General features: G+C 63.1%; 14 protein-coding genes and 2 pseudogenes. 10 read left to right on the top strand and 6 right to left on the bottom strand.

The annotated features are described in order from the left end of the window. Positions 1-18 precede the first annotated feature (18 nt). Together AB3L03_RS28020 and AB3L03_RS28015 are read left to right on the top strand one after the other, a co-directional pair. A pseudogene (locus tag AB3L03_RS28020) lies at positions 19-1006 on the top strand (Bug family tripartite tricarboxylate transporter substrate binding protein). 130 nt (positions 1007-1136) lie between these two features. Continuing rightward, on the top strand, positions 1137-1562 hold the full coding sequence (locus AB3L03_RS28015; protein ID WP_085350671.1) for a hypothetical protein: 426 nt from the start codon (positions 1137-1139) through the stop codon (positions 1560-1562). Between the two features lie 58 nt (positions 1563-1620). Here the strand turns inward: AB3L03_RS28015 and AB3L03_RS28010 are convergent, their stop codons facing one another. Further along, complete coding sequence (locus tag AB3L03_RS28010) at positions 1621-2589, bottom strand: helix-turn-helix domain-containing protein (RefSeq protein ID WP_007601369.1); 969 nt, start codon at positions 2587-2589, stop codon at positions 1621-1623. 513 nt (positions 2590-3102) lie between these two features. Between AB3L03_RS28010 and xoxF5 the strand changes: the two genes are divergently transcribed. The 7 genes from xoxF5 to AB3L03_RS27975 all read left to right on the top strand — a co-directional run bounded on the left by xoxF5 (position 3103) and on the right by AB3L03_RS27975 (position 11000). Beyond that, on the top strand, positions 3103-4908 hold the full coding sequence (xoxF5, locus tag AB3L03_RS28005) for a lanthanide-dependent methanol dehydrogenase XoxF5 (RefSeq protein ID WP_018460306.1): 1806 nt from the start codon (positions 3103-3105) through the stop codon (positions 4906-4908). Between the two features lie 109 nt (positions 4909-5017). Beyond that, positions 5018-5506 (top strand): c-type cytochrome, methanol metabolism-related, encoded by a 489-nt coding sequence (locus tag AB3L03_RS28000; protein WP_007601366.1) that lies wholly within the window; start codon positions 5018-5020, stop codon positions 5504-5506. A 61-nt stretch (positions 5507-5567) separates the two neighbouring features. Beyond that, complete coding sequence (locus tag AB3L03_RS27995) at positions 5568-6677, top strand: S-(hydroxymethyl)glutathione dehydrogenase/class III alcohol dehydrogenase (protein WP_018460307.1); 1110 nt, start codon at positions 5568-5570, stop codon at positions 6675-6677. Positions 6678-6710: 33 nt separating this feature from the next. Continuing rightward, entirely contained in the window at positions 6711-7274 is a 564-nt protein-coding gene (gene gfa / locus AB3L03_RS27990; RefSeq protein WP_018460308.1) for an S-(hydroxymethyl)glutathione synthase, read from the top strand. Positions 7275-7915: 641 nt separating this feature from the next. Further along, on the top strand, positions 7916-8368 hold the full coding sequence (locus AB3L03_RS27985; RefSeq protein WP_007601363.1) for a (2Fe-2S)-binding protein: 453 nt from the start codon (positions 7916-7918) through the stop codon (positions 8366-8368). 1 nt (position 8369) lies between these two features. Then, positions 8370-10682 carry a molybdopterin cofactor-binding domain-containing protein gene (locus AB3L03_RS27980; protein WP_085384846.1) on the top strand — a complete coding sequence of 771 codons (2313 nt, stop codon included), beginning with the start codon at positions 8370-8372 and terminating at the stop codon, positions 10680-10682. Positions 10683-10739: 57 nt separating this feature from the next. Next, positions 10740-11000 (top strand): hypothetical protein, encoded by a 261-nt coding sequence (locus AB3L03_RS27975; RefSeq protein WP_018460310.1) that lies wholly within the window; start codon positions 10740-10742, stop codon positions 10998-11000. Positions 11001-11306: 306 nt separating this feature from the next. On the opposite strand, the gene AB3L03_RS27970 is transcribed toward AB3L03_RS27975, so the two are convergent. The 5 genes and pseudogenes from AB3L03_RS27970 to AB3L03_RS27950 all read right to left on the bottom strand — a co-directional run bounded on the left by AB3L03_RS27970 (position 11307) and on the right by AB3L03_RS27950 (position 17257). After that, complete coding sequence (locus AB3L03_RS27970; protein ID WP_368507355.1) at positions 11307-13034, bottom strand: methanol/ethanol family PQQ-dependent dehydrogenase; 1728 nt, start codon at positions 13032-13034, stop codon at positions 11307-11309. A gap of 116 nt (positions 13035-13150) precedes the next feature. After that, positions 13151-13804 carry a ubiquinol-cytochrome c reductase iron-sulfur subunit gene (locus tag AB3L03_RS27965; protein ID WP_018460312.1) on the bottom strand — a complete coding sequence of 218 codons (654 nt, stop codon included), beginning with the start codon at positions 13802-13804 and terminating at the stop codon, positions 13151-13153. A 262-nt stretch (positions 13805-14066) separates the two neighbouring features. Continuing rightward, positions 14067-14531 carry a group III truncated hemoglobin gene (locus tag AB3L03_RS27960; RefSeq protein ID WP_368507354.1) on the bottom strand — a complete coding sequence of 155 codons (465 nt, stop codon included), beginning with the start codon at positions 14529-14531 and terminating at the stop codon, positions 14067-14069. A 139-nt stretch (positions 14532-14670) separates the two neighbouring features. After that, positions 14671-15521 (bottom strand): annotated as a pseudogene (locus tag AB3L03_RS27955) (3-hydroxybutyryl-CoA dehydrogenase). Positions 15522-15778: 257 nt separating this feature from the next. Then, the gene (locus AB3L03_RS27950; protein ID WP_085384848.1) at positions 15779-17257 is read right to left on the bottom strand and encodes an FAD-binding oxidoreductase; all 1479 of its coding nucleotides are present in this window, start codon (positions 17255-17257) and stop codon (positions 15779-15781) included. Positions 17258-17479: 222 nt separating this feature from the next. Here AB3L03_RS27950 and hisC point away from each other — a divergent pair, with 222 nt between their 5' ends. Beyond that, on the top strand, positions 17480-18532 hold the full coding sequence (hisC, locus tag AB3L03_RS27945) for a histidinol-phosphate transaminase (protein WP_368507353.1): 1053 nt from the start codon (positions 17480-17482) through the stop codon (positions 18530-18532). Positions 18533-18732 lie beyond the last annotated feature (200 nt).

Genomic DNA, 18732 nt, shown 5'->3' with positions numbered 1-18732 from the left:
ACAACCCGGGAGAGAATCATGTCCGCAAAACTCGATCGCCGCCGCTTCATCGCCGCCGGCACCACCACACTCGCGATGCCTTTCGTCTCGCGTGGCGCCTCGGCGCAGGCTGCGTGGCCATCGCGGCAGATCCGCATGATTTGCAGCTATCCCGCCGGCGGACAGACCGATCTGCTCGCGCGCGCCTATAGTGAATTCATTGCCAAGCAGGTCGGAAAGACCGTCGTCGTCGAGAACAAGCCCGGTGCCGCCGGCGCGATTGGGACGGCGGAGGTCGCCCGCGCAGAGCCCGACGGCCACACAATCCTGTGCTCGATCTCGACCACCTACATCATGAACCGGGTGGTGATGAAGACCCGGCTACGACATGGACAAGGATTTGACGCTGGTCAGCGTCATTCCGGGCGCCGGCCTGTTGCTGGTGGCGAACCCAAAAACCGGCGTCAAGACGCTGGAGGATTTCGTCGCCTTTGCGCGCAAGAGCGGCAAGGTCAACTTCGGCACCTATAGCGCGGGCTCGGCCCCGCACATGACGGTCCACGAGCTCAACAAGCAGTATGGCCTTGCCATCGAGCCGATCCACTATCGCGGCGAAGCCCCGATGTGGACGGGCATGCTGGAAGGTACGCTCGATGTGGCCATGGGCAGCTACACCGCAGCGCAATCGGTCTTGCAAAGCGATCGCGGCACCGTGTTCGCGGTGCATTCGAAGAAGGTCGACGCCATCCCTGATATCAAGACCCTCCCCGAGCAGGGCGCGACGTCGAAATTCTTCACCGTCAGCGGCTTCTCCGGTTGGGCCGTGCCGAAAGCGACACCGCAGCCGGTCGTCGACCGCCTGGCGGAGCTTTGCGTCGCTGCCAACAGCGATCCGAAGGTGAAGGAGGTTCTCAACACGTTCGTGCTCGAACCCGCGATCGGCTTCAAGGAAACCAACGCCCTGTATCAGCGCGAGCTGCCGATCTGGATCGAGAGCGCGCGATCGCTCGGCCTCGAACCCGCCTGAACCGCGAGGCAAGACGCCCTTCGCAGCGCGGCATCCGACCAAAGCCTAGTGCCGGAAGCGCATTTTCCCGCTATGATTGTGCGACGCTGGCGGGAAGGTCTCGCCGGCGCGGACGAGAAAGGCCGATCCCATGACACCGGATGGCGTTGCCGTAGCCGTCATGATCATCCTACTCTTTCCGATGGGCTATTTCACCCTGGCGTCTCCGGCCTTCCTGCTGGTGAAGCTGGATATCCAGCCCGTCGCCCAGCTTTTGCGCGGAATGTTCAATGCGCATTTTCTGGTGATGCGCGTTGCCGGAATCATCGGAGCGGTCGCTTTCCTGCTCGACGGTCGTCTGGTCGCAGCGATGGGCGTTGGCCTCCTTGCAGCCTTGGCGATCTATGGGCGCCGCTGGTTCATGCAACAGATGGACGAACAGCTCAGCGCCAGGGACGCCGGCGATGCCGAGGCCCCGCGCCGGCTACGCCGACTGCATTGGAGTGGAATGCTGGGCAACGCGGTGTTGCTCGTCGCTCTCCTGACCAGCATTCCCTACATCGCCATATCGGCATGAGAGACATCGCGGGCGCGTGACGGTCAACCGTCGCGTCGACTCCGAACCTGGCGTTTGCCTAGTGCTCGTCCGCCGCAACCGCGCCCTGTTGCGCCTTGTGGATCGAGGACGGCACTACGCCGAAATATTTCCGGAACACCCGGCTGAAATGCGATGAGCTGGAGAAGCCCCAGGAGAACGCGACGTCGGTAATGGTCTTGCCGGCGTGGGCCTCGAGCTCCTGGCGGCAATTCTGAAGACGCGCCTGCCAGATGTAGTCGCTCACCGTGGTGCCGCGCTCCGAGAACAGCATGTGCAGATAACGCTTGGAGCAGCCCAGTTCGCCGGAGATCTGGTCGATGCACAGATCCGGATCGCGCAAATGCTCGCGGATGAAGAATTGCGCGCGCACATAGGTCGCTTCGGGTCCGACGCGATCGAGCATCGTGTCGGCCTCGCGCAGCGGCAGCAGCAAGAGGTCGATCAGCGAATCGGCGACGCCGACCGCACTGTTCGCCGACAGCTTGGCCGCCTCGTCGAAGGTCGCATGGACGAAATCATGGGCGATGCGCCCCGTCCCCGTGCGTGAGGTCAATTTGCAGGCGGGCATTCGCTGCGACGGGAATCCACGGTCGCGCAGCAGCGCCTTCGGCACGATCACCACGTCATGGCGCGTGAAAGCGGGACTGATGATCGAATGCGGACAGGAGACGTCATAGGCGATGATGTCGCCCGGGTTCAGCTCGATGTGGCGGCCTTCCTGCTCGAAATAGGACACGCCGTAAGTCTGGAAGTGGATCTTGATATACGGGTGTTCATTGGCCTTGGCGCGCGCCAGCGTGTGCGCGATGCGATGTTGGCTGACCTCGATCTGGCAGAGCTTCAGACGCGAGACGCTGGTGTAGTCGATGCGGCCTTCGAGCGAAGACGCTTCCAGCGGATCGACGTCGAAATGCCCACACAGGCTGGTCAGCCCGTCGATCCAGCTTTGGATCTGACGTTTCGGCGTCATGCCCGTCGTCGAGAGCGTGTGAATCGTGTCGGACATTAATCCAGCCACTGGTTTGATCCGGAGATTTGACGCGAATCGCGAGCCGCGCTGCCGGAGCCCTGAACCGTGATTGCGTGACGTTTACCTCGATTTTGAGCGATCTTCTAGAACGAGCGCCATCGTTCCATTGCCACCCTTGTAAGTTAATCCTCCGCCTTAGTTGCAGCGCCGTCAAGGGGAACCTGAGCGGTGAAGGCGCAGCCAAAGCGTTGCGGAAGCCGCTGAATTCGCTACTGCAAAATCAAAAACTTCCGACCCGTGCGCTGTCAAGCAAACCAGCTTCTCTCTTGGGCAAGTTTCCCGATGACGAAGTCGTTAGGGATTGTATCAGGAACAACAAGAACGGGCCGCTCCGCACGTGGACCCGTGGCTCTCATCAGGAGGAGGAAACACCACAGCATCGTTTCTGGTCCCAATCGTGACCGCCCTGCACGAGCAGACGCCGGACGAAAAGCCCGGCGATTAAGCAATGCTTCGGAAACAATAAACGAGACCAATGGAGGAATGACTATGCGCAAGGTACTACTCGCGGCCTATCTTGGCTCCGCGGCGGCTCTCGCCGTCGGCAGCGCGTCGGCCAACGACGAAGTGCTCAAGATGTCGCAGAACCCGAAAGACTGGGTGATGCCGACCGGCGACTACGCCAACACCCGCTATTCCAAGCTGAACCAGATCAACGCACAAAACGTAGGCAAGCTCCAGGTCGCCTGGACCTTCTCGACCGGCGTGCTGCGCGGCCACGAAGGCGGCCCGCTGATCATCGGCAACATGATGTACGTCCACACGCCGTTCCCAAACAAGGTCTACGCTATTGACCTTTCCAACGAGAACAAGATCGTCTGGAAGTACGAGCCGAAGCAGGATCCGAACGTCATTCCAGTGATGTGCTGCGACACGGTCAACCGCGGCCTGGCCTATGGCGACGGCAAGATCTTCCTGCATCAGGCCGACACCACGCTCGTCGCGCTCGATGCCAAGAGCGGTCAGGTGGCATGGACCGCGAAGAACGGCGACGCCAGCAAGGGCGAGACCGGTACTTCGGCCCCCATGGTCGTCAAGGACAAGGTGCTGATCGGCATCTCCGGCGGCGAGTTCGGTGTTCAAGCCCATATGACCGCCTACGACATCAAGACGGGCAAGCTGGCTTGGCGCGGCTACTCTGAAGGACCGGACGATCAGATCCTGGTCGACGCAGAGAAGACCACCGCACTCGGCAAGCCGGTCGGCAAGGACTCGAGCCTGAAGACCTGGCAAGGCGATCAGTGGAAGATCGGCGGCGGCGCCACCTGGGGCTGGATCTCCTACGACCCCGAGCTGAACCTCGTCTATTACGGGTCGGGCAATCCCTCGACCTGGAATCCGAAGCAGCGTCCCGGCGACAACAAATGGTCGATGACGATCTGGGCTCGCAACCCTGACACCGGCCAGGCCAAGTGGGTTTATCAGATGACGCCCCACGACGAGTGGGACTATGACGGCGTCAACGAGATGATCCTCTCGGACCAGGCCATCAACGGCCAGCCGCGCAAGCTGCTGACGCATTTCGATCGTAACGGCCTCGGCTACACGCTCGATCGCGCCACCGGTGAGCTTCTGGTCGCCGAAAAGTACGATCCGAAGGTGAACTGGACCTCCGGCGTCGACATGGACAAGAACTCGCCGACCTACGGCCGCCCGAAGGTGCTCGATGCAGCTTCGACCGACAAGGCGGGCGAGGACCACAACGTGAAGGGCATCTGCCCGGCCGCGCTCGGCACCAAGGACGAGCAGCCGGCAGCCTACTCGCCGGACACGCAGCTGTTCTACGTTCCGACCAACCACGTCTGCATGGACTACGAACCGTTCAAGGTGAGCTACACCGCGGGTCAGCCCTACGTGGGCGCAACGCTCTCGATGTATCCGCCACAGGGTGAAACCCACATGGGCAACTTCATCGCCTGGGACGGCAAGACCGGCAAGATCGTCTGGTCGAACAAGGAGCAGTTCTCGGTCTGGTCGGGTGCGCTCGCAACCGCGGGCAACGTGGTGTTCTACGGAACGCTCGAAGGCTACCTGAAGGCAGTCGACGCCAAGACCGGCAAGGAGCTCTACAAGTTCAAGACTCCCTCCGGCATCATCGGCAACGTCACCACCTATGAGAACGGCGGCAAGCAGTATGTCGCAGTGCTCTCCGGCGTGGGCGGCTGGGCCGGCATCGGTCTGGCGGCAGGCCTGACCGATCCGACCGCCGGTCTCGGCGCCGTCGGTGGCTACGCGGCGCTCAGCAACTACACGGCACTCGGCGGTACGCTGACCGTGTTCTCGCTGCCCAACTAGGCCTCTCAGCATCGCTCCGGCGCGTGGATCAACTCCACGCGCCGGCTCGTCTCACCGAATGCCTTCCGAGGAAAATCTCTTGCGTAAAATCTGCTCTGCCATTGCTGCGATGTTCTTGGTCGCGTCCGGGGGAATTGCCGTCGCTGACGGATCAGGTGACCCGACTGCCGTCAAGCAGAACGAAACCGGCGAATGGTCCGACAAGGAAGGCAACCCAACCTACAAGATCACCGACGGATCCGTCGACTGGTACACCTATTCCGGATACCGCCGCTATCACTCGGATTGCCATGTGTGTCACGGCCCGGACGGCATGGGCTCGACCTACGCCCCGGCGTTGAAGGATTCGCTGAAGACGATGAGCTATGCCGATTTTCTCGGCGTCGTCGCCTCCGGCCGCAAGAACATCTCGACTGCTGCAGAGAACGTGATGCCGGCCTTCGGCGATAACCCGAACGTCGCCTGCTACATGGACGATCTCTACGTCTACCTGCGCGCCCGCTCCAACGAGGCCTGGGGCCGCACAAGACCCGGCAAGCACGAGGACAAGAACGACGCCTATACCAAGAACGAAGATTCGTGCATGGGCAAGAAATGAACGTGCGGAGCCCGACCAGGACCTGGATCTGGGCGCCCTGCTGGAATTTAAGGAGCTTAAGATGAAGACACGTGCCGCCGTCGCTTTCGAAGCCAAGAAGCCGCTCGAGATCGTCGAAGTCGATCTGGAAGGACCAAAGGTCGGCGAAGTCCTGGTCGAGATCAAGGCGACGGGCATCTGCCATACCGACGCCTACACGCTCGACGGCTTCGACAGCGAGGGAATTTTCCCGTCGATCCTGGGCCATGAGGGCGCGGGCATCATCCGCGAGATCGGTGCTGGCGTGACCTCGGTGAAGCCGGGCGACCATGTCATCCCGCTCTACACGCCGGAATGCCGGCAATGCAAAAGCTGCCTCAGCCAGAAGACCAACCTCTGCACCGCGATCCGCGCGACGCAGGGCAAAGGCGTGATGCCCGATGGTACCAGCCGATTCTCCTACAAAGGCAAGCCGATCTACCACTACATGGGCTGCTCGACCTTCTCGAACTTCACCGTGCTGCCGGAGATCGCGGTCGCCAAGATCCGCGAGGACGCGCCGTTCGACAAGAGCTGCTACATCGGCTGCGGCGTCACCACGGGCGTCGGCGCCGTCGTTAACACCGCCAAGGTCGAGCCGGGCTCCAACGTGGTCGTGTTCGGCCTCGGCGGCATCGGCCTGAACGTGATCCAGGGCGCCAAGATGGCTGGCGCGGACAAGATCATCGGCGTCGACATCAACGACTCCAAGGAGGAATGGGGACGCCGGTTCGGCATGACCGACTTCGTCAATCCCAAGAAGATCACCGGCGACATCGTCCCGCATCTCGTGACCCTGACCGACGGCGGCGCCGACTATACCTTCGACTGCACCGGCAACACCACGGTGATGCGCCAGGCGCTGGAAGCCTGCCATCGCGGCTGGGGCACCTCGATCATCATCGGCGTTGCCGAATCCGGCAAGGAGATCGCGACCCGCCCGTTCCAGCTCGTCACCGGGCGAAACTGGCGCGGCACCGCCTTCGGCGGCGCGCGGGGCCGCACCGACGTGCCGAAGATCGTCGACTGGTACATGAACGGAAAGATCCAGATCGACCCGATGATTACCCACACGCTCAAGCTCGAAGACATCAACAAAGGCTTCGACCTGATGCATGAGGGCAAGTCCATCCGTTCAGTCGTCGTGTTCTAGTTCGAAAAGCGTCACCCCAAGGAGGATCGACCCATGACTGTTGCACTCCATCCCTCGATCGATAACGGCATCAAACAGGGCAGCGGCAGCTTCGCCGGCGGCACGCTCGCATGCAAATGCAAGGACCATCAGGTCAAGGTCGCCGTCAAGGGCGACGTCGCGCATAATCACGCCTGTGGCTGCACCAAGTGCTGGAAACCGCAGGGGGCGAATTTCTCCGTCGTCGCCGTGGTACCCCGCCAGAACGTCACCGTGCTCGAGAACGGCGACAAGCTCCAGATCGTCGATCCATCGGCGACGATCCAGCGCTACGCCTGCAAGGCCTGCGGCACGCACATGTACGGCCGCATCGAGAACAAGGATCACCCGTTCTACGGCCTCGACTTCATCCACCCCGAACTGTTCCAGGAGCAGGGTTCGCAGGCGCCGCAATTCGCCGCCTTCGTCTCGTCGGTGATCGAATCGGGCGTGAAGCCGGAGCAGATGGGCGGAATACGGGCTCGGTTCAAGGAGCTTGGACTTGAGCCCTATGACTGCCTGTCACCGGCGCTGATGGACGCGATCGCGACCCACGTGGCGAAAGCCAAGGCCGCTTAAGCAAAGGCCGCCTGAGCAAAGGTCGCCTGACGTTTGCTGCGCCCCGTCCGCTCGCGTTCCACCACACCCAGCGAGCGGACGGAGCCGGCCCGGGACAATCGCGGCGATGCCGCCGCTTTTCAACTGCACTTGTGTGGGGACCGTCAACTCCCTCAGTCCTGGTCTCTGAATGACTGCGCAGGGCCGCCGGCTTCCGGCTTGAAGTCCGCGGCCTGCGTTTCTCCCTCCCTCGACTGAGGCATCCTGCTTCGTCCGCACAGGTCTTCTGGCGGACGAAGCTCTTTTTTAGTGCGCCCATCTCGAGAGGCGCGCGGCGCGATGGGGCGCCCTGCTTTTGACAAACCTTCGTTGCAATCTTTTCCCGTCGAGAACAGCTGATTGGAAAACACTTGGCTGTGAACGCCAGACCGAAGCGATCCTGCTACGATCGCGTCGTGACGATGCCGCGCGAAATTCAATAATCAAGAACACGACGGGAGGTATCGAGCACATCCGGACATGACATTGGCATTCCTCTGAGTCCTGCCGGGATCTGCCCGCGCGGGAGGACGGCTGGAACGCGACGCCGCGCAGCGGGCGTTCCATCGACCGGCATCTGGAAAATCTGAAATCGGCAAGCTTATGAAGAGCGAGGAACGATCATGATCAAGGTGAAGATCAATGGCCAGGAACAGAGCTGGGACGGCGACCCGGATCTCCCGCTACTCTGGTTCCTGCGCGACGAGGCCGGGCTGACCGGCACCAAGTTCGGCTGTGGCCAGGCCCTGTGCGGCGCCTGCACCGTTATCGTCGACAAGGAAGCCGTGCGCGCCTGCATCACGTCGATCAACGACGTCGCCGGCCGCGAGATCACGACGATCGAGGGACTGCATCCGAACGGCGATCACCCGGTGCAGAAGGCCTGGCGTCAGGTCAACGTACCCCAGTGCGGCTTCTGCCAGGCGGGCCAGATCATGCAGGCGGCTGCGCTGCTGATGGACAACCCGAAGCCGTCGCACGACCAGATCCGCGAGGCGATGTCCGGCAACATCTGCCGCTGCGGCTGCTACCAGCGCATCGAGAATGCGGTCCATCTCGCATCGACGGGAGTGTGACATGAATTTCATCGACAACCCGAAGAAGCTTCGTGGCTTCGAGAAGAACATCAAGGTCGAGAAGGTTTCGCGCCGCAGCATCCTGAAGGGGCTCGGCATCACCGGCGGCTTTGTGCTCGCGGCGCCCGTGATGTCGCGCCAGGCGTTCGCCTACGAGACCGGCGCCGGCAAGATGCCGCACGGCGTCGTGGTCGATCCGCGCGTATTCGTCGCGGTCGCGCCCGACGGCACCGTCACCATCCTCGCCCACCGCGCCGAGATGGGAACGGGCGTGCGCACCAGCCTGCCGCTGATCGTGGCCGAGGAGATGGAAGCCGACTGGTCACGGGTCAAGGTGGAACAGGCCCATGGCGACGAGGTCAAGTTCGGCAACCAGGACACCGACGGCTCGCGCAGCACGCGGCATTATCTGATGCCGATGCGCCAGATCGGTGCCTCCGCCCGTACCATGCTTGAGCAGGCCGCCGCGAAACGCTGGGGTGTGCCGGCAACCGAGGTCAAGGCCGTCAATCACGAAGTCGTCCACAGCGCGACGAGCCGCAAGCTCGGGTTCGGCGAGCTCGCAGCCGACGCTGCCAAGGAGTCGGTCCCGAGCATCGAAGGGCTCAAGCTGAAGGACCCCAAGGACTTCCGCTATCTCGGCAAGGGCCAGATCGGCATCGTCGATCTCCATGACATCACCACCGGCAAAGCGCGTTACGGCGCCGACGTGCGGCTGCCTGGCATGAAGTATGCCGTGATCGCGCGCCCGCCGGTGACCGGCGGCAAGTTGGTCTCGTTCGATCCGGACGCGGCGTTGAAGGTCCCGGGCGTGGAGAAGGTGATGGAGGTGCGCGGCTGGCCGTGGCCGTCGAAATTCCAGCCGCTCGGCGGCGTTGCCGTGATCGCGCGCAATACCGGCGCGGCGATCAAGGGTCGCGACGCGCTGAAGCTGACCTGGGACGATGGCGCCAACGGCAAATACGATTCCGTCGCCTACCGCAAGGAGCTCGAGGAGGCCTCGCGCAAGCCGGGCCTTGTGGTGCGCCAGGAAGGCGATGCCGAGGCTGCTCTGAAGGGCGCCGACAAGGTCGTCGTCGGCGAATATTATCTGCCGCATCTTGCTCATGTCAGCATGGAGCCGCCGGTGGCGGTCGCCGACGTCAAGGGTGACAAGGCGGAGATCTGGGCGCCGGTGCAAAGCCCGGGCGGTACGCGCGAGGACGTCGCGAAGACGCTCGGCATTCCCGAGGGCAATGTCACGGTCAACGTCACGCTGCTCGGCGGCGGTTTCGGCCGCAAGTCGAAATGCGACTTTGCGCTCGAGGCCGCGTTGCTGTCGAAGGAGCTCGGCGTACCCGTCAAGGTGCAGTGGACGCGCGAGGACGACGTCCGCCACGATTTCCTGCACACGGTCTCCGTGGAACGGATCGAGGCGGGGCTCGACAAGAGCGGCAAGGTGATCGCTTGGCGCCATCGCAGCGTGGCCCCGAGCATCGCCTCGACGTTCGCGGCGGGTGCAAAGCATGAGGCGCCCTTCGAGCTCGGCATGGGCCTCGTCGACATGCCGTTCGAGATCGCTAACATCTCCTGCGAGAACCCGGAAGCCGCGGCGTTCACCCGCATCGGCTGGTTCCGCTCGGTCTCGAACATCCCGCGCGCCTTCGCGGTCCAGTCGATGGTGGGCGAGATCGCCCATGCGACCGGCCGCGACCAGAAGGAGACGCTGCTCGCGCTGATCGGGAGCCCGCGCATCGTCAAGCCCGCCGTGAAGGACATGTGGAACTACGGCGAGCCCTTGGACAGCTATCCGATCGACACCGCGCGCCTGCGCAAGGTGGTCGAGCTGGTCGCCGAGAAGGGCGAATGGGGCCGTCAAGTGCCGAAGGGCCATGGCCTCGGCATCGCCGTGCACCGCAGCTTCGTCAGCTATATCGCGACCATCGTCGAGGTGGCCGTCGACGACAAGGGCAAGCTGGCGGTGCCGCGGGTGGACACCGCCATCGACTGCGGCACCTATGTCAACCCCGAGCGCATCGCCTCCCAGATCGAGGGCGCGGCGATCATGGGGCTCAGTCTCGCCAAATACGGCGAGATCACCTTCAAGGACGGCAAGGTGCAGCAGAAGAACTTCGACGACTTCCAGGTCCTCAGGATCGACGAATCCCCTGCGGTGACCAACGTCTACATCGTGCCGCCAGGACCCGACACGCCGCCGAGCGGCGTGGGCGAGCCTGGCGTCCCGCCATTCGCGCCGGCGCTGATGAACGCCATCTTCGCCGCGACCGGAAAGCGCATCCGCAGCCTTCCGCTCGGCAAGCAATTGGAAGCGTAAAGGCGGGAACACAAGGCGGCCTCGCGCCGTTTGCATCGATCTGACAGGAGCAGATCGATGACCCATATCCCAAAGGCGCTCGCAGTCTCGTTGCTGTCGAGCGCCTTTCTTTTGACGGCCACTGGCGCATACGCCCAGAGCAACACCACGCCGCCGACAACGGCGACGCGCCCCAGCACGCCGGACCAGAACTCGCTGCCCAACGCCAATGCCACGCCGCCCTCGACCACCCAGACTACCGGACAGCACAATCCCGATCCCAAGGTTCGCGAGATGAACCAGAAGGAAAAGGACAAGGTCGAGCGCGAGGGGAAGTAGCGATCTGAGCATCGGCGTTTTGACATCGCGAATATCGGCTCTACTTCTTCGCCGAAGCGCATCGATGTGCCCTCTTTCCTTGCGGGAGAGGGCAGCGACGCCAGTTGCCACGATCACGCGTGGGTGGGGGGTATGCCTGCGCGGGTCCGCACATTGAGACGCGCGGATAGAACCCCTCATCCGGCGCTTCGCGCCACCTTCTCCCGAAGGGGAAGAAGGGACAACGCCCACGCAAAATGCGGCGGACGTTACCGTCCGCCGCATTTGCCCCCTGACACTCTGCTTCTTTCGATCCGCCAGCGGGGCCTATTTCTTCAGCGCGAACACCCAGATCACGCCGCCCTGCGGCACGTTGGCTTCGATGCCGATATTGTTGGTCACGAGGGCATCCTGGATGCGCTGCGCATCCACGCCCCATCCCGACTGGATCGCGATGTATTGCGTACCGTCGATCTCATAGGACACCGGCATGCCCATGATACCGGAGTTGGTCTTCTGCTCCCACAGCAGCTCGCCACTCTTGGCGTTGAAGGCGCGGAAGTTGCGGTCGTTGGTGCCGCCCACGAAGACGAGATCGCCCGCGGTCGCCGTCACCGATCCGAACAGCTGCGATTTCGGGAAGTTGTGTTGCCACATCTTCTTGCCCGTAACGGGGTCCCAGGCCTGGAGCTCGCCGAAATGATCCGCCCCGGGCTTCGTCTTCAGCCCGATGTCCTCCGGCTTGGTGCCGAGCCAGAGTTCGCCGGGCTTGAGCGGAACCTTCTCGCCGGTGAACCCGCCGCAGAAATTCTCGTTGGCGGGCACGTAGACGAGGCCGGTCTTCTGGCTGTAGGCCGCCGAGGGCCAATCCTTGCCGCCCCACAGCGACGGACAGAACTCCACGCGCTTGCCGACCATCGGCTTGTGCGCGGGATCGACGATCGGCCTGCCACTCTCGGCGTCGATGCCCTTCCAGACGTCGGTGGAGACGAACGGCCAACCGGCGACGTAGTTGATCTTGGTCGGCGTGCGCTCGAGTATCCAGAAGATCGCATCGCGTCCCGGATGGACCAGACTCTTGATGTTGCGACCGTCGCGTTGCAGGTCGATCAACATCGGCGCTTCGACCTCATCCCAATCCCAGGAATCGTTCTGGTGATACTGATGATAGGTCTTGATCTTGCCGGTGTTCGGATCGAGCGCGAGCACCGACGAGGTATAGAGATTGTCGCCCGGATGCATCTCGCCGGGCCAGGGCGCGGCGTTGCCTACGCCCCAATAGATCGTCTTGGTGTCCTTGTCGTAATTGCCGGTCATCCAGGCCGAGCCGCCGCCGTTCTTCCAGTCCTCGCCCTGCCAGGTGTCGTGGCCGGGTTCGCCTTCGCCCGGAATCGTATAGGTCCGCCAGAGCTCCTTGCCGTCCTTGGCGTCATAGGCGGCGACATAGCCGCGCACGCCGAACTCGCCGCCGGAGCCGCCCACGATGACCTTGCCGTCGACGATCAGCGGCATCAGGGTCATGTACTGGCCCTTCTTGTAATCCTGAACCTTGGTGTCCCACACCACCTTGCCGGTCTTGGCGTCGAGCGCGACGACATGGTCGTCGGTAGTGGCCAGATAGAGCCTGTCCTCCCAGAGGCCGACGCCGCGACTGGTCGGATGCAACTGGAACAGGTCGTCGGGGAGCTGCCGCTTGTAGCGCCAATATTCGTCGCCGGTCTTGGCGTTCAGCGCGATCACCTGGCCCATCGGGGTCGCCACGAACATCACGCCGTTGTTGACGATCGGCGGCGCCTCGTGACCTTCGACCACGCCGGTCGCGAAAGTCCAGACCGGGGTGAGGTTCTTCACATTCGAGGTGTTGATCTGGTCGAGTGGGCTGTAGCCCTGCCCGTCATAGGTCCGCCGGTAAAGCATCCAGTTGGCGGGCTCCGGGTTTTCCAACCGCTGCGCGGTAACCGGCGCGTAGTTCTCGATCGGGCCTGACATGGCGGCGGTCGATGCAAGACACGTGAAGGCGACAAAGCCGGACAGTAACCATTGCTTCCTGGTCATGGACGTTCCCCTTTTATATCCGTTTGAATTCTTGTTTTGAATTCTTGTCGTTCGTCCCGTCGTCCGCCCATCGGCGGATGCGGCCTCTCGTGACGCGGGCACAACCCGCACGCCCATCATCCCGGCTGCGCGCCACCTACCTTTCCGATGAAGTTTCCGGCGACGCTGAGCGAGCCGTCAGCCAGCGCCAGCGGCAGCGCAGCGAGCCGTCGCGGCGCCGGCCCGAACACGACCTGCGCGCCCGCGCGAGGATCGTATTCGGAGTTGTGGCACATGCATTTGAGCACTTCCTTGTCGCCGACATCGCTCTTCACCCAGGCCGTGACAGGACAGCCGGCATGCGAGCAGATTGCCGAATAGGCGAGGATGCCGTCGACAGCGCGCGCTTTCGTCTGCTCGTCGAGCTCGGTGGGGTCAAGGCGGATGATCAGAATCTCATTGAGGCGCGAGGCGCTGCGCACGACCGATGTCTTCGGATCTTTCGGCCAGGCATGCACCGGCGGTCCGCCGGCCGACAGAGCGGCCGCGGTGACGGGCTTTCCCTCCTGATCGCCTTCGGAGAACACGAGCAGATCGCCCTTCTGAGGCCGTTCGTCGGAGCCGGGCGCATCCTCGCCCGCGTGGACCTGCGTGGAACAGGCGAGGCACGCCGTGGTGGCCAGCGCATTCATCAACAGCGCCCGCCGGGTTTGCTCCGTGCAGGCGTCAGCGTCGGATTCCGCTGTGTTGTCGGAGGATGAAGAGGATGTGTTGAACGATGCACGCGACATGCCCGCAAGCAGGCGCTGGAACTCTGCCGAAAAAAGGCAAAGATTTTTTCCCGCAGTGCATCACATGGTTATGCTCGCACTGATTGAACGCGAACACGCGCATTTACGCGCATTTTTCTAATTGCAACGTCACGCTACGCGACCGGCATGATGATTTTGCAGATCAGATCAATGCTGCCGGTATTGGTGCAATGCGCCGACGCTCGGCGCCATCGTAGCGCCATCAGCGCGGCTGCGCATTTCTCAGGCAGCGTTTTGTGTTCTAGGAGCGGAGCACGTGACGCGGCGCAGCGATACGTCCGGCCAACGTTGCCGACGCCATCTCAAAACTGTCGGCGATGCGGCGCGCCCTGTCGATGAAGAGCGCGGCTGCCGGCGGCGGGCAGACCTCGCGCGCCGTCTGTTCGAACAAATCGAGCCAGCGGTCGAAATGATCCCCGATCAGGTTCAGTGGCATATGCGCCCGCATCGGTGAACCATGGTAGCGGCCGCTCATCAGCACGACCGACGACCAGAAATCCCGGAGCTTGGCCAGGTGCTCGTCCCAATTCTGCACGATCGCGAACACCGGCCCCAGCAGCTCATCCTCGCGCACGCGCCCGTAGAAGCGGGTGACGAGTTCCCCGATCATCTCTTCGGTGATCCCCGTGCGCTCGATTGCATCCTGGGTCAGCAAATTCCGCCGCGCGGTCGCAGCCTCGCGCTCGGCCTTCAGTCGATCCGACATGTCCCTTGTTATCCGTTCCGTTGTTCCCGCAGGCCGCCCGTTCGACATTGTCGGGCCGATTGCGCGCGGCGTCTTTGTCGCAGCGCAAATCGCGGGGTCTGGCGGCGAGCACACTCAACGCCCGCCGCCCGCGCCGTTGTCAGGCGCTGTAGGTATAAAAGCCCTGCCCCGCCTTGCGGCCGAGATGGCCGGCATCGACCATTTCCTTGAGCAAGGGGGCCGGACGGTATTTGGGGTCGTTGAAGCCTTTGTAAAGACCTCCATCACCGACAACATGGTGTCGAGCCCGACGAGATCGGCGAGCGCCAACGGGCCGATCGGATGGTTGCAGCCGAGCTTCATGCCGGCATCGATCTCTTCCGCCGTCGCAATCCCCTCCTGCAGCGCGAAGATCGCCTCGTTGATCATCGGACAAAGGATGCGGTTGACGGCAAAGCCCGGGCTGTTCTTGGCCGTGATCGCCACCTTGCCGACGCGCTTGGCGAAATCGAGCGCCTTGGCGTGGGTGTCGTCGGAGGTCTGCAAGCCGCGGATGAGCTCCAGCAGCGCCATGACTGGAACCGGATTGAAGAAGTGCATGCCGATGAATCGGTCGGGACGGTCGGTCGCCGCGGCGAGCTTCGTGATCGAGATCGAGGAGGTGTTCGTGGCGAGCAGCGTGCGCGGCGACAGCGTCGCACAGAGATCCTTCAGGATCTTGACCTTGAGTTCCTCGTTCTCGGTCGCGGCCTCGATGACGAGATCGCAATCGACGAGCTTGGCGCGGTCGGTGGTGCCGGTGATGCGCTTGAGCGTGGCGTCGCGATCGCCCGCCGACATCTTCTCCTTCTTGACCAGGCGCTCGAGACTGCCGCCGACCGTCGAAATCCCGCGGTTCACTGCCGCATCGGAAATGTCGACCATCACGACCGAAAGCCCGGCCGCGGCACAAATCTGCGCGATGCCGTTCCCCATGGTCCCTGCCCCGATGATGCCAACGGTTTGAATCATTGCCTCAATCCTTCATCCTTGCGGACGTGCCATGCCGGCCCGCCCCTTTGTTCCTGCATCAGGGTCTAGCACCGCCCCCGGGCGGGTGCGACCAGATCCTGTCCCTTCCTTAAAGCATCCAAGGCGGGAATAAAGCCGCCTTTCGGCCGCCACACGGCATGATTTGACGCCCCCGGCTGTTTGGCCCGGCCTATCCGCGGCATCCGTCTCCGTGAGCGCCAAGCGTTCGGGAGCACCGGACTTGAGGTGGGCACAGCTCAACCGAGACGAAGCACCTTGCCCGGATTCATGATGTTCTTGGGATCGAGCGCCCGCTTGATCGTGCGCATGATGTCGAGCTCGGTCCGAGAGCGATAGTGCTGGAGCTCGTCGAGCTTCTCAATGCCGATGCCATGTTCCGCCGAGATCGAGCCGCCCATGGAGGTGACGAGGTCGTTGACGGCCCGTGTGATGGCCGCAGAATATTGGGACAGTGTACCGAGATCCATGCCCTTCGGACCCATGAAGGAGAAGTGCACATTGCCGTCTCCGATGTGGCCGAGCGGATAGGGGCGGATCGCCGGCAGGATTGCGAGTACGGCCTCGAAACCGCTGGCGATAAACTCGGGAATCCTGGAGACCGCCACCGACACGTCGTAGCTCAAGCCCGGACCTTCGGTGCGCGATGCCTCGGCCACGCTCTCGCGAATCCGCCACATGTTGCGCGACTGCGCTTCGGTTTGCGCGATCACCGCATCCAGCACCCGGCCCGCCTCGAGTTGGTCGGCCAGGAACTGCTCCATCCTGTCCGACATGCCCGTGCCTCCGTCCTGTCGTGGCCGGGCCGATGACCATTCGAGAAGGAGATACCATTCGGTCTCAGCCTTGAGGGGATCCTGGGTGCCGGGAATGTGGCGCAGCACCATGTCGGTGCACGCGCGGCTGATGAGCTCACAGGAGCCGACATTGTCATCGGAAGCGGCATGCGCCTCCGACAGAAGGTCGATGGCTGCCTTGGGATCGCGAATTGCGAGCCATGCCGTGCACACGTCTTTCGGCGCCGGCCAGAGTTTCAGCACCGCCTTGGTGATGATGCCGAGCGTCCCTTCGGCGCCCATGAACAGATGCTTGAGGTCATAGCCGGTGTTGTCCTTCTTGAGTGCCCGCAGGCCGTCCCAGATATCGCCGTTAGCCAGCACGACCTCGAGACCCAACACCAGATTTCGCGCATTGCCATAACGCAGCACCTGCACGCCGCCGGCATTGGTGGACAGATTACCTCCGATCATGCACGAGCCCTGAGCACCGAGGCTGAGCGGAAAGAGGCGGTCGTGGCGCGCGGCTGTGTCCTGAAGCGTCTCGAGGATGCAGCCCGCCTCCACAGTCATAGCATAGCCGACGGGATCGATATTCAGCACCTGGTTCATGCGACCAAGCGACAGCACGATGCCGCGGTGCATGGGCCACGGCGTGGCACCGCCCATCAGGCCGGTGTTGCCACCTTGCGGAACGATGGCAATGCCGTTGTCGTAGCAGAGCTTGACGACAGCGGAGACTTCCGCGGTGATGGCCGGACGCACGATCGCCGCGGCCTGCCCCGCCAGCGTGCCGCGCCAGTCGGTCACGAAGGGCAGCTTGTCCTGCTCGTCCACGATCAGGCCTTTGTCGCCGACGATGGCCCGCAAGCGGTCGAGAACGGCTGACGTCACCGGCGCGCTCGGAATCGAGGGGGCGGTGGGAAGGGCTGCACCCGGCATGTGTTCCTCTCTTTTCGGCCGTTGCGCGCCTTGGGGCGCGCCGGCCTTCGTTCTTTTTCATTCTGGGCGGTGGTGCAATGACCCTAGCATAGGGGTCGCGCTTGCGAGAACGTCTCCGGCAGTAAGCCTCGTGCGGATTTGCCTGCAATGCTGAACGCAGGCGCACTTCCACCGGGCTCCCGCATACCCTACTGTGCCCCGATCAAATTCGGATTGGAGCTCATGAGCCGTTTCTGGAGTCCAGTCGTCCACACGCTTTCGCCCTATGTCCCCGGCGAGCAGCCCAAGCAGGACGGCATCGTCAAGCTCAATACCAACGAGAATCCCTACCCGCCCTCGCCGCGCGTGCTGGCGGCGATCGCATCGGCCGCAGAGCGGCTGCGCCTTTATCCCGATCCGCGCGCAACGCGCCTGCGCGAGGCGATCGCGGCCCATTGCGATGTGGCGCCCGAGCAGGTGTTCGTCGGCAACGGCTCCGACGAGGTGCTGGCCCACACCTTCCAGGCACTTCTGAAGCACGAACCACCGCTTCTATTCCCCGACGTCACCTACAGCTTCTACCCTGTCTATTGCGGCCTCTATGGAATAACGCATGACGAGGTGCCGCTCGATGCTGCGATGAGGATCGATATCTCCAACTACATGCGACCATCGAGTGCCATCCTCCTCTGCAATCCGAACGCTCCTACCGGCATCGCCCTTCAGCGCGACGCAATCGCATCGCTGCTGGCCGAACAGCCGGACCGGCTGGTGGTGGTGGACGAGGCCTATGTCGATTTCGGCGCCGAGAGCGCCGTGCCGCTGGTTGCGCGCCACGACAATCTGCTGGTCATCCAGACCTTCTCGAAGTCGCGCTCGCTCGCTGGCCTGCGGGTTGGTTTTGCCATCGGCCAACGACCGCTGATCGAAGCGCTGGAACGGGTGAAGGACAGCTTCAACTCCTATCCGCTCGATTGCCTCGCGATCGCCGGCGCCGTCGCCGCGATCGAGGACGACGGCTGGTTCCGAGACACCCGTGCCCGTATCATCGCAAGCCGCGAAACCTTGGCCCGCGATCTCAGACAACTCGGCTTCGATGTGCTGCCGTCGCTCGCCAACTTCGTTTTCGCGCGCCATCGAAGCCGGAGCGGAGCAGATCTCGCGGCAGCGCTTCGCCAGCGTGGCGTTCTGGTCCGGCATTTCGGAAAGCCGCGCATCGAGGACTTTCTGCGCATCACGATCGGAACGGAGGCCGAGTGTGCCCGGCTCGTTGAAGTGCTGCGCGGCTTGATCTGAGCCCCGACCGTCCCCGCATCGGGCAAAAGATGAGGCCGAACGCCACCTCGTACCCATGCCGCGCAAGGCTTTGATTTCCGGTCAAATTCGGGTTACCAAACCGCTCCGCCGCTGCCTTGCACGACGCTGCCCTCAGGGAAATATACGTGAATCACCCCCGCAGTCCCGAAATCGGCGCACCCGAGGCATCGTGGCGGGCG

The organism is Bradyrhizobium lupini, assembly GCF_040939785.1.
GTDB lineage: Bacteria > Pseudomonadota > Alphaproteobacteria > Rhizobiales > Xanthobacteraceae > Bradyrhizobium > Bradyrhizobium canariense_D.
The sequence above is the reverse complement of the archived record's forward strand: the minus strand, read 5'-3'. Positions and strand labels throughout refer to the sequence as shown.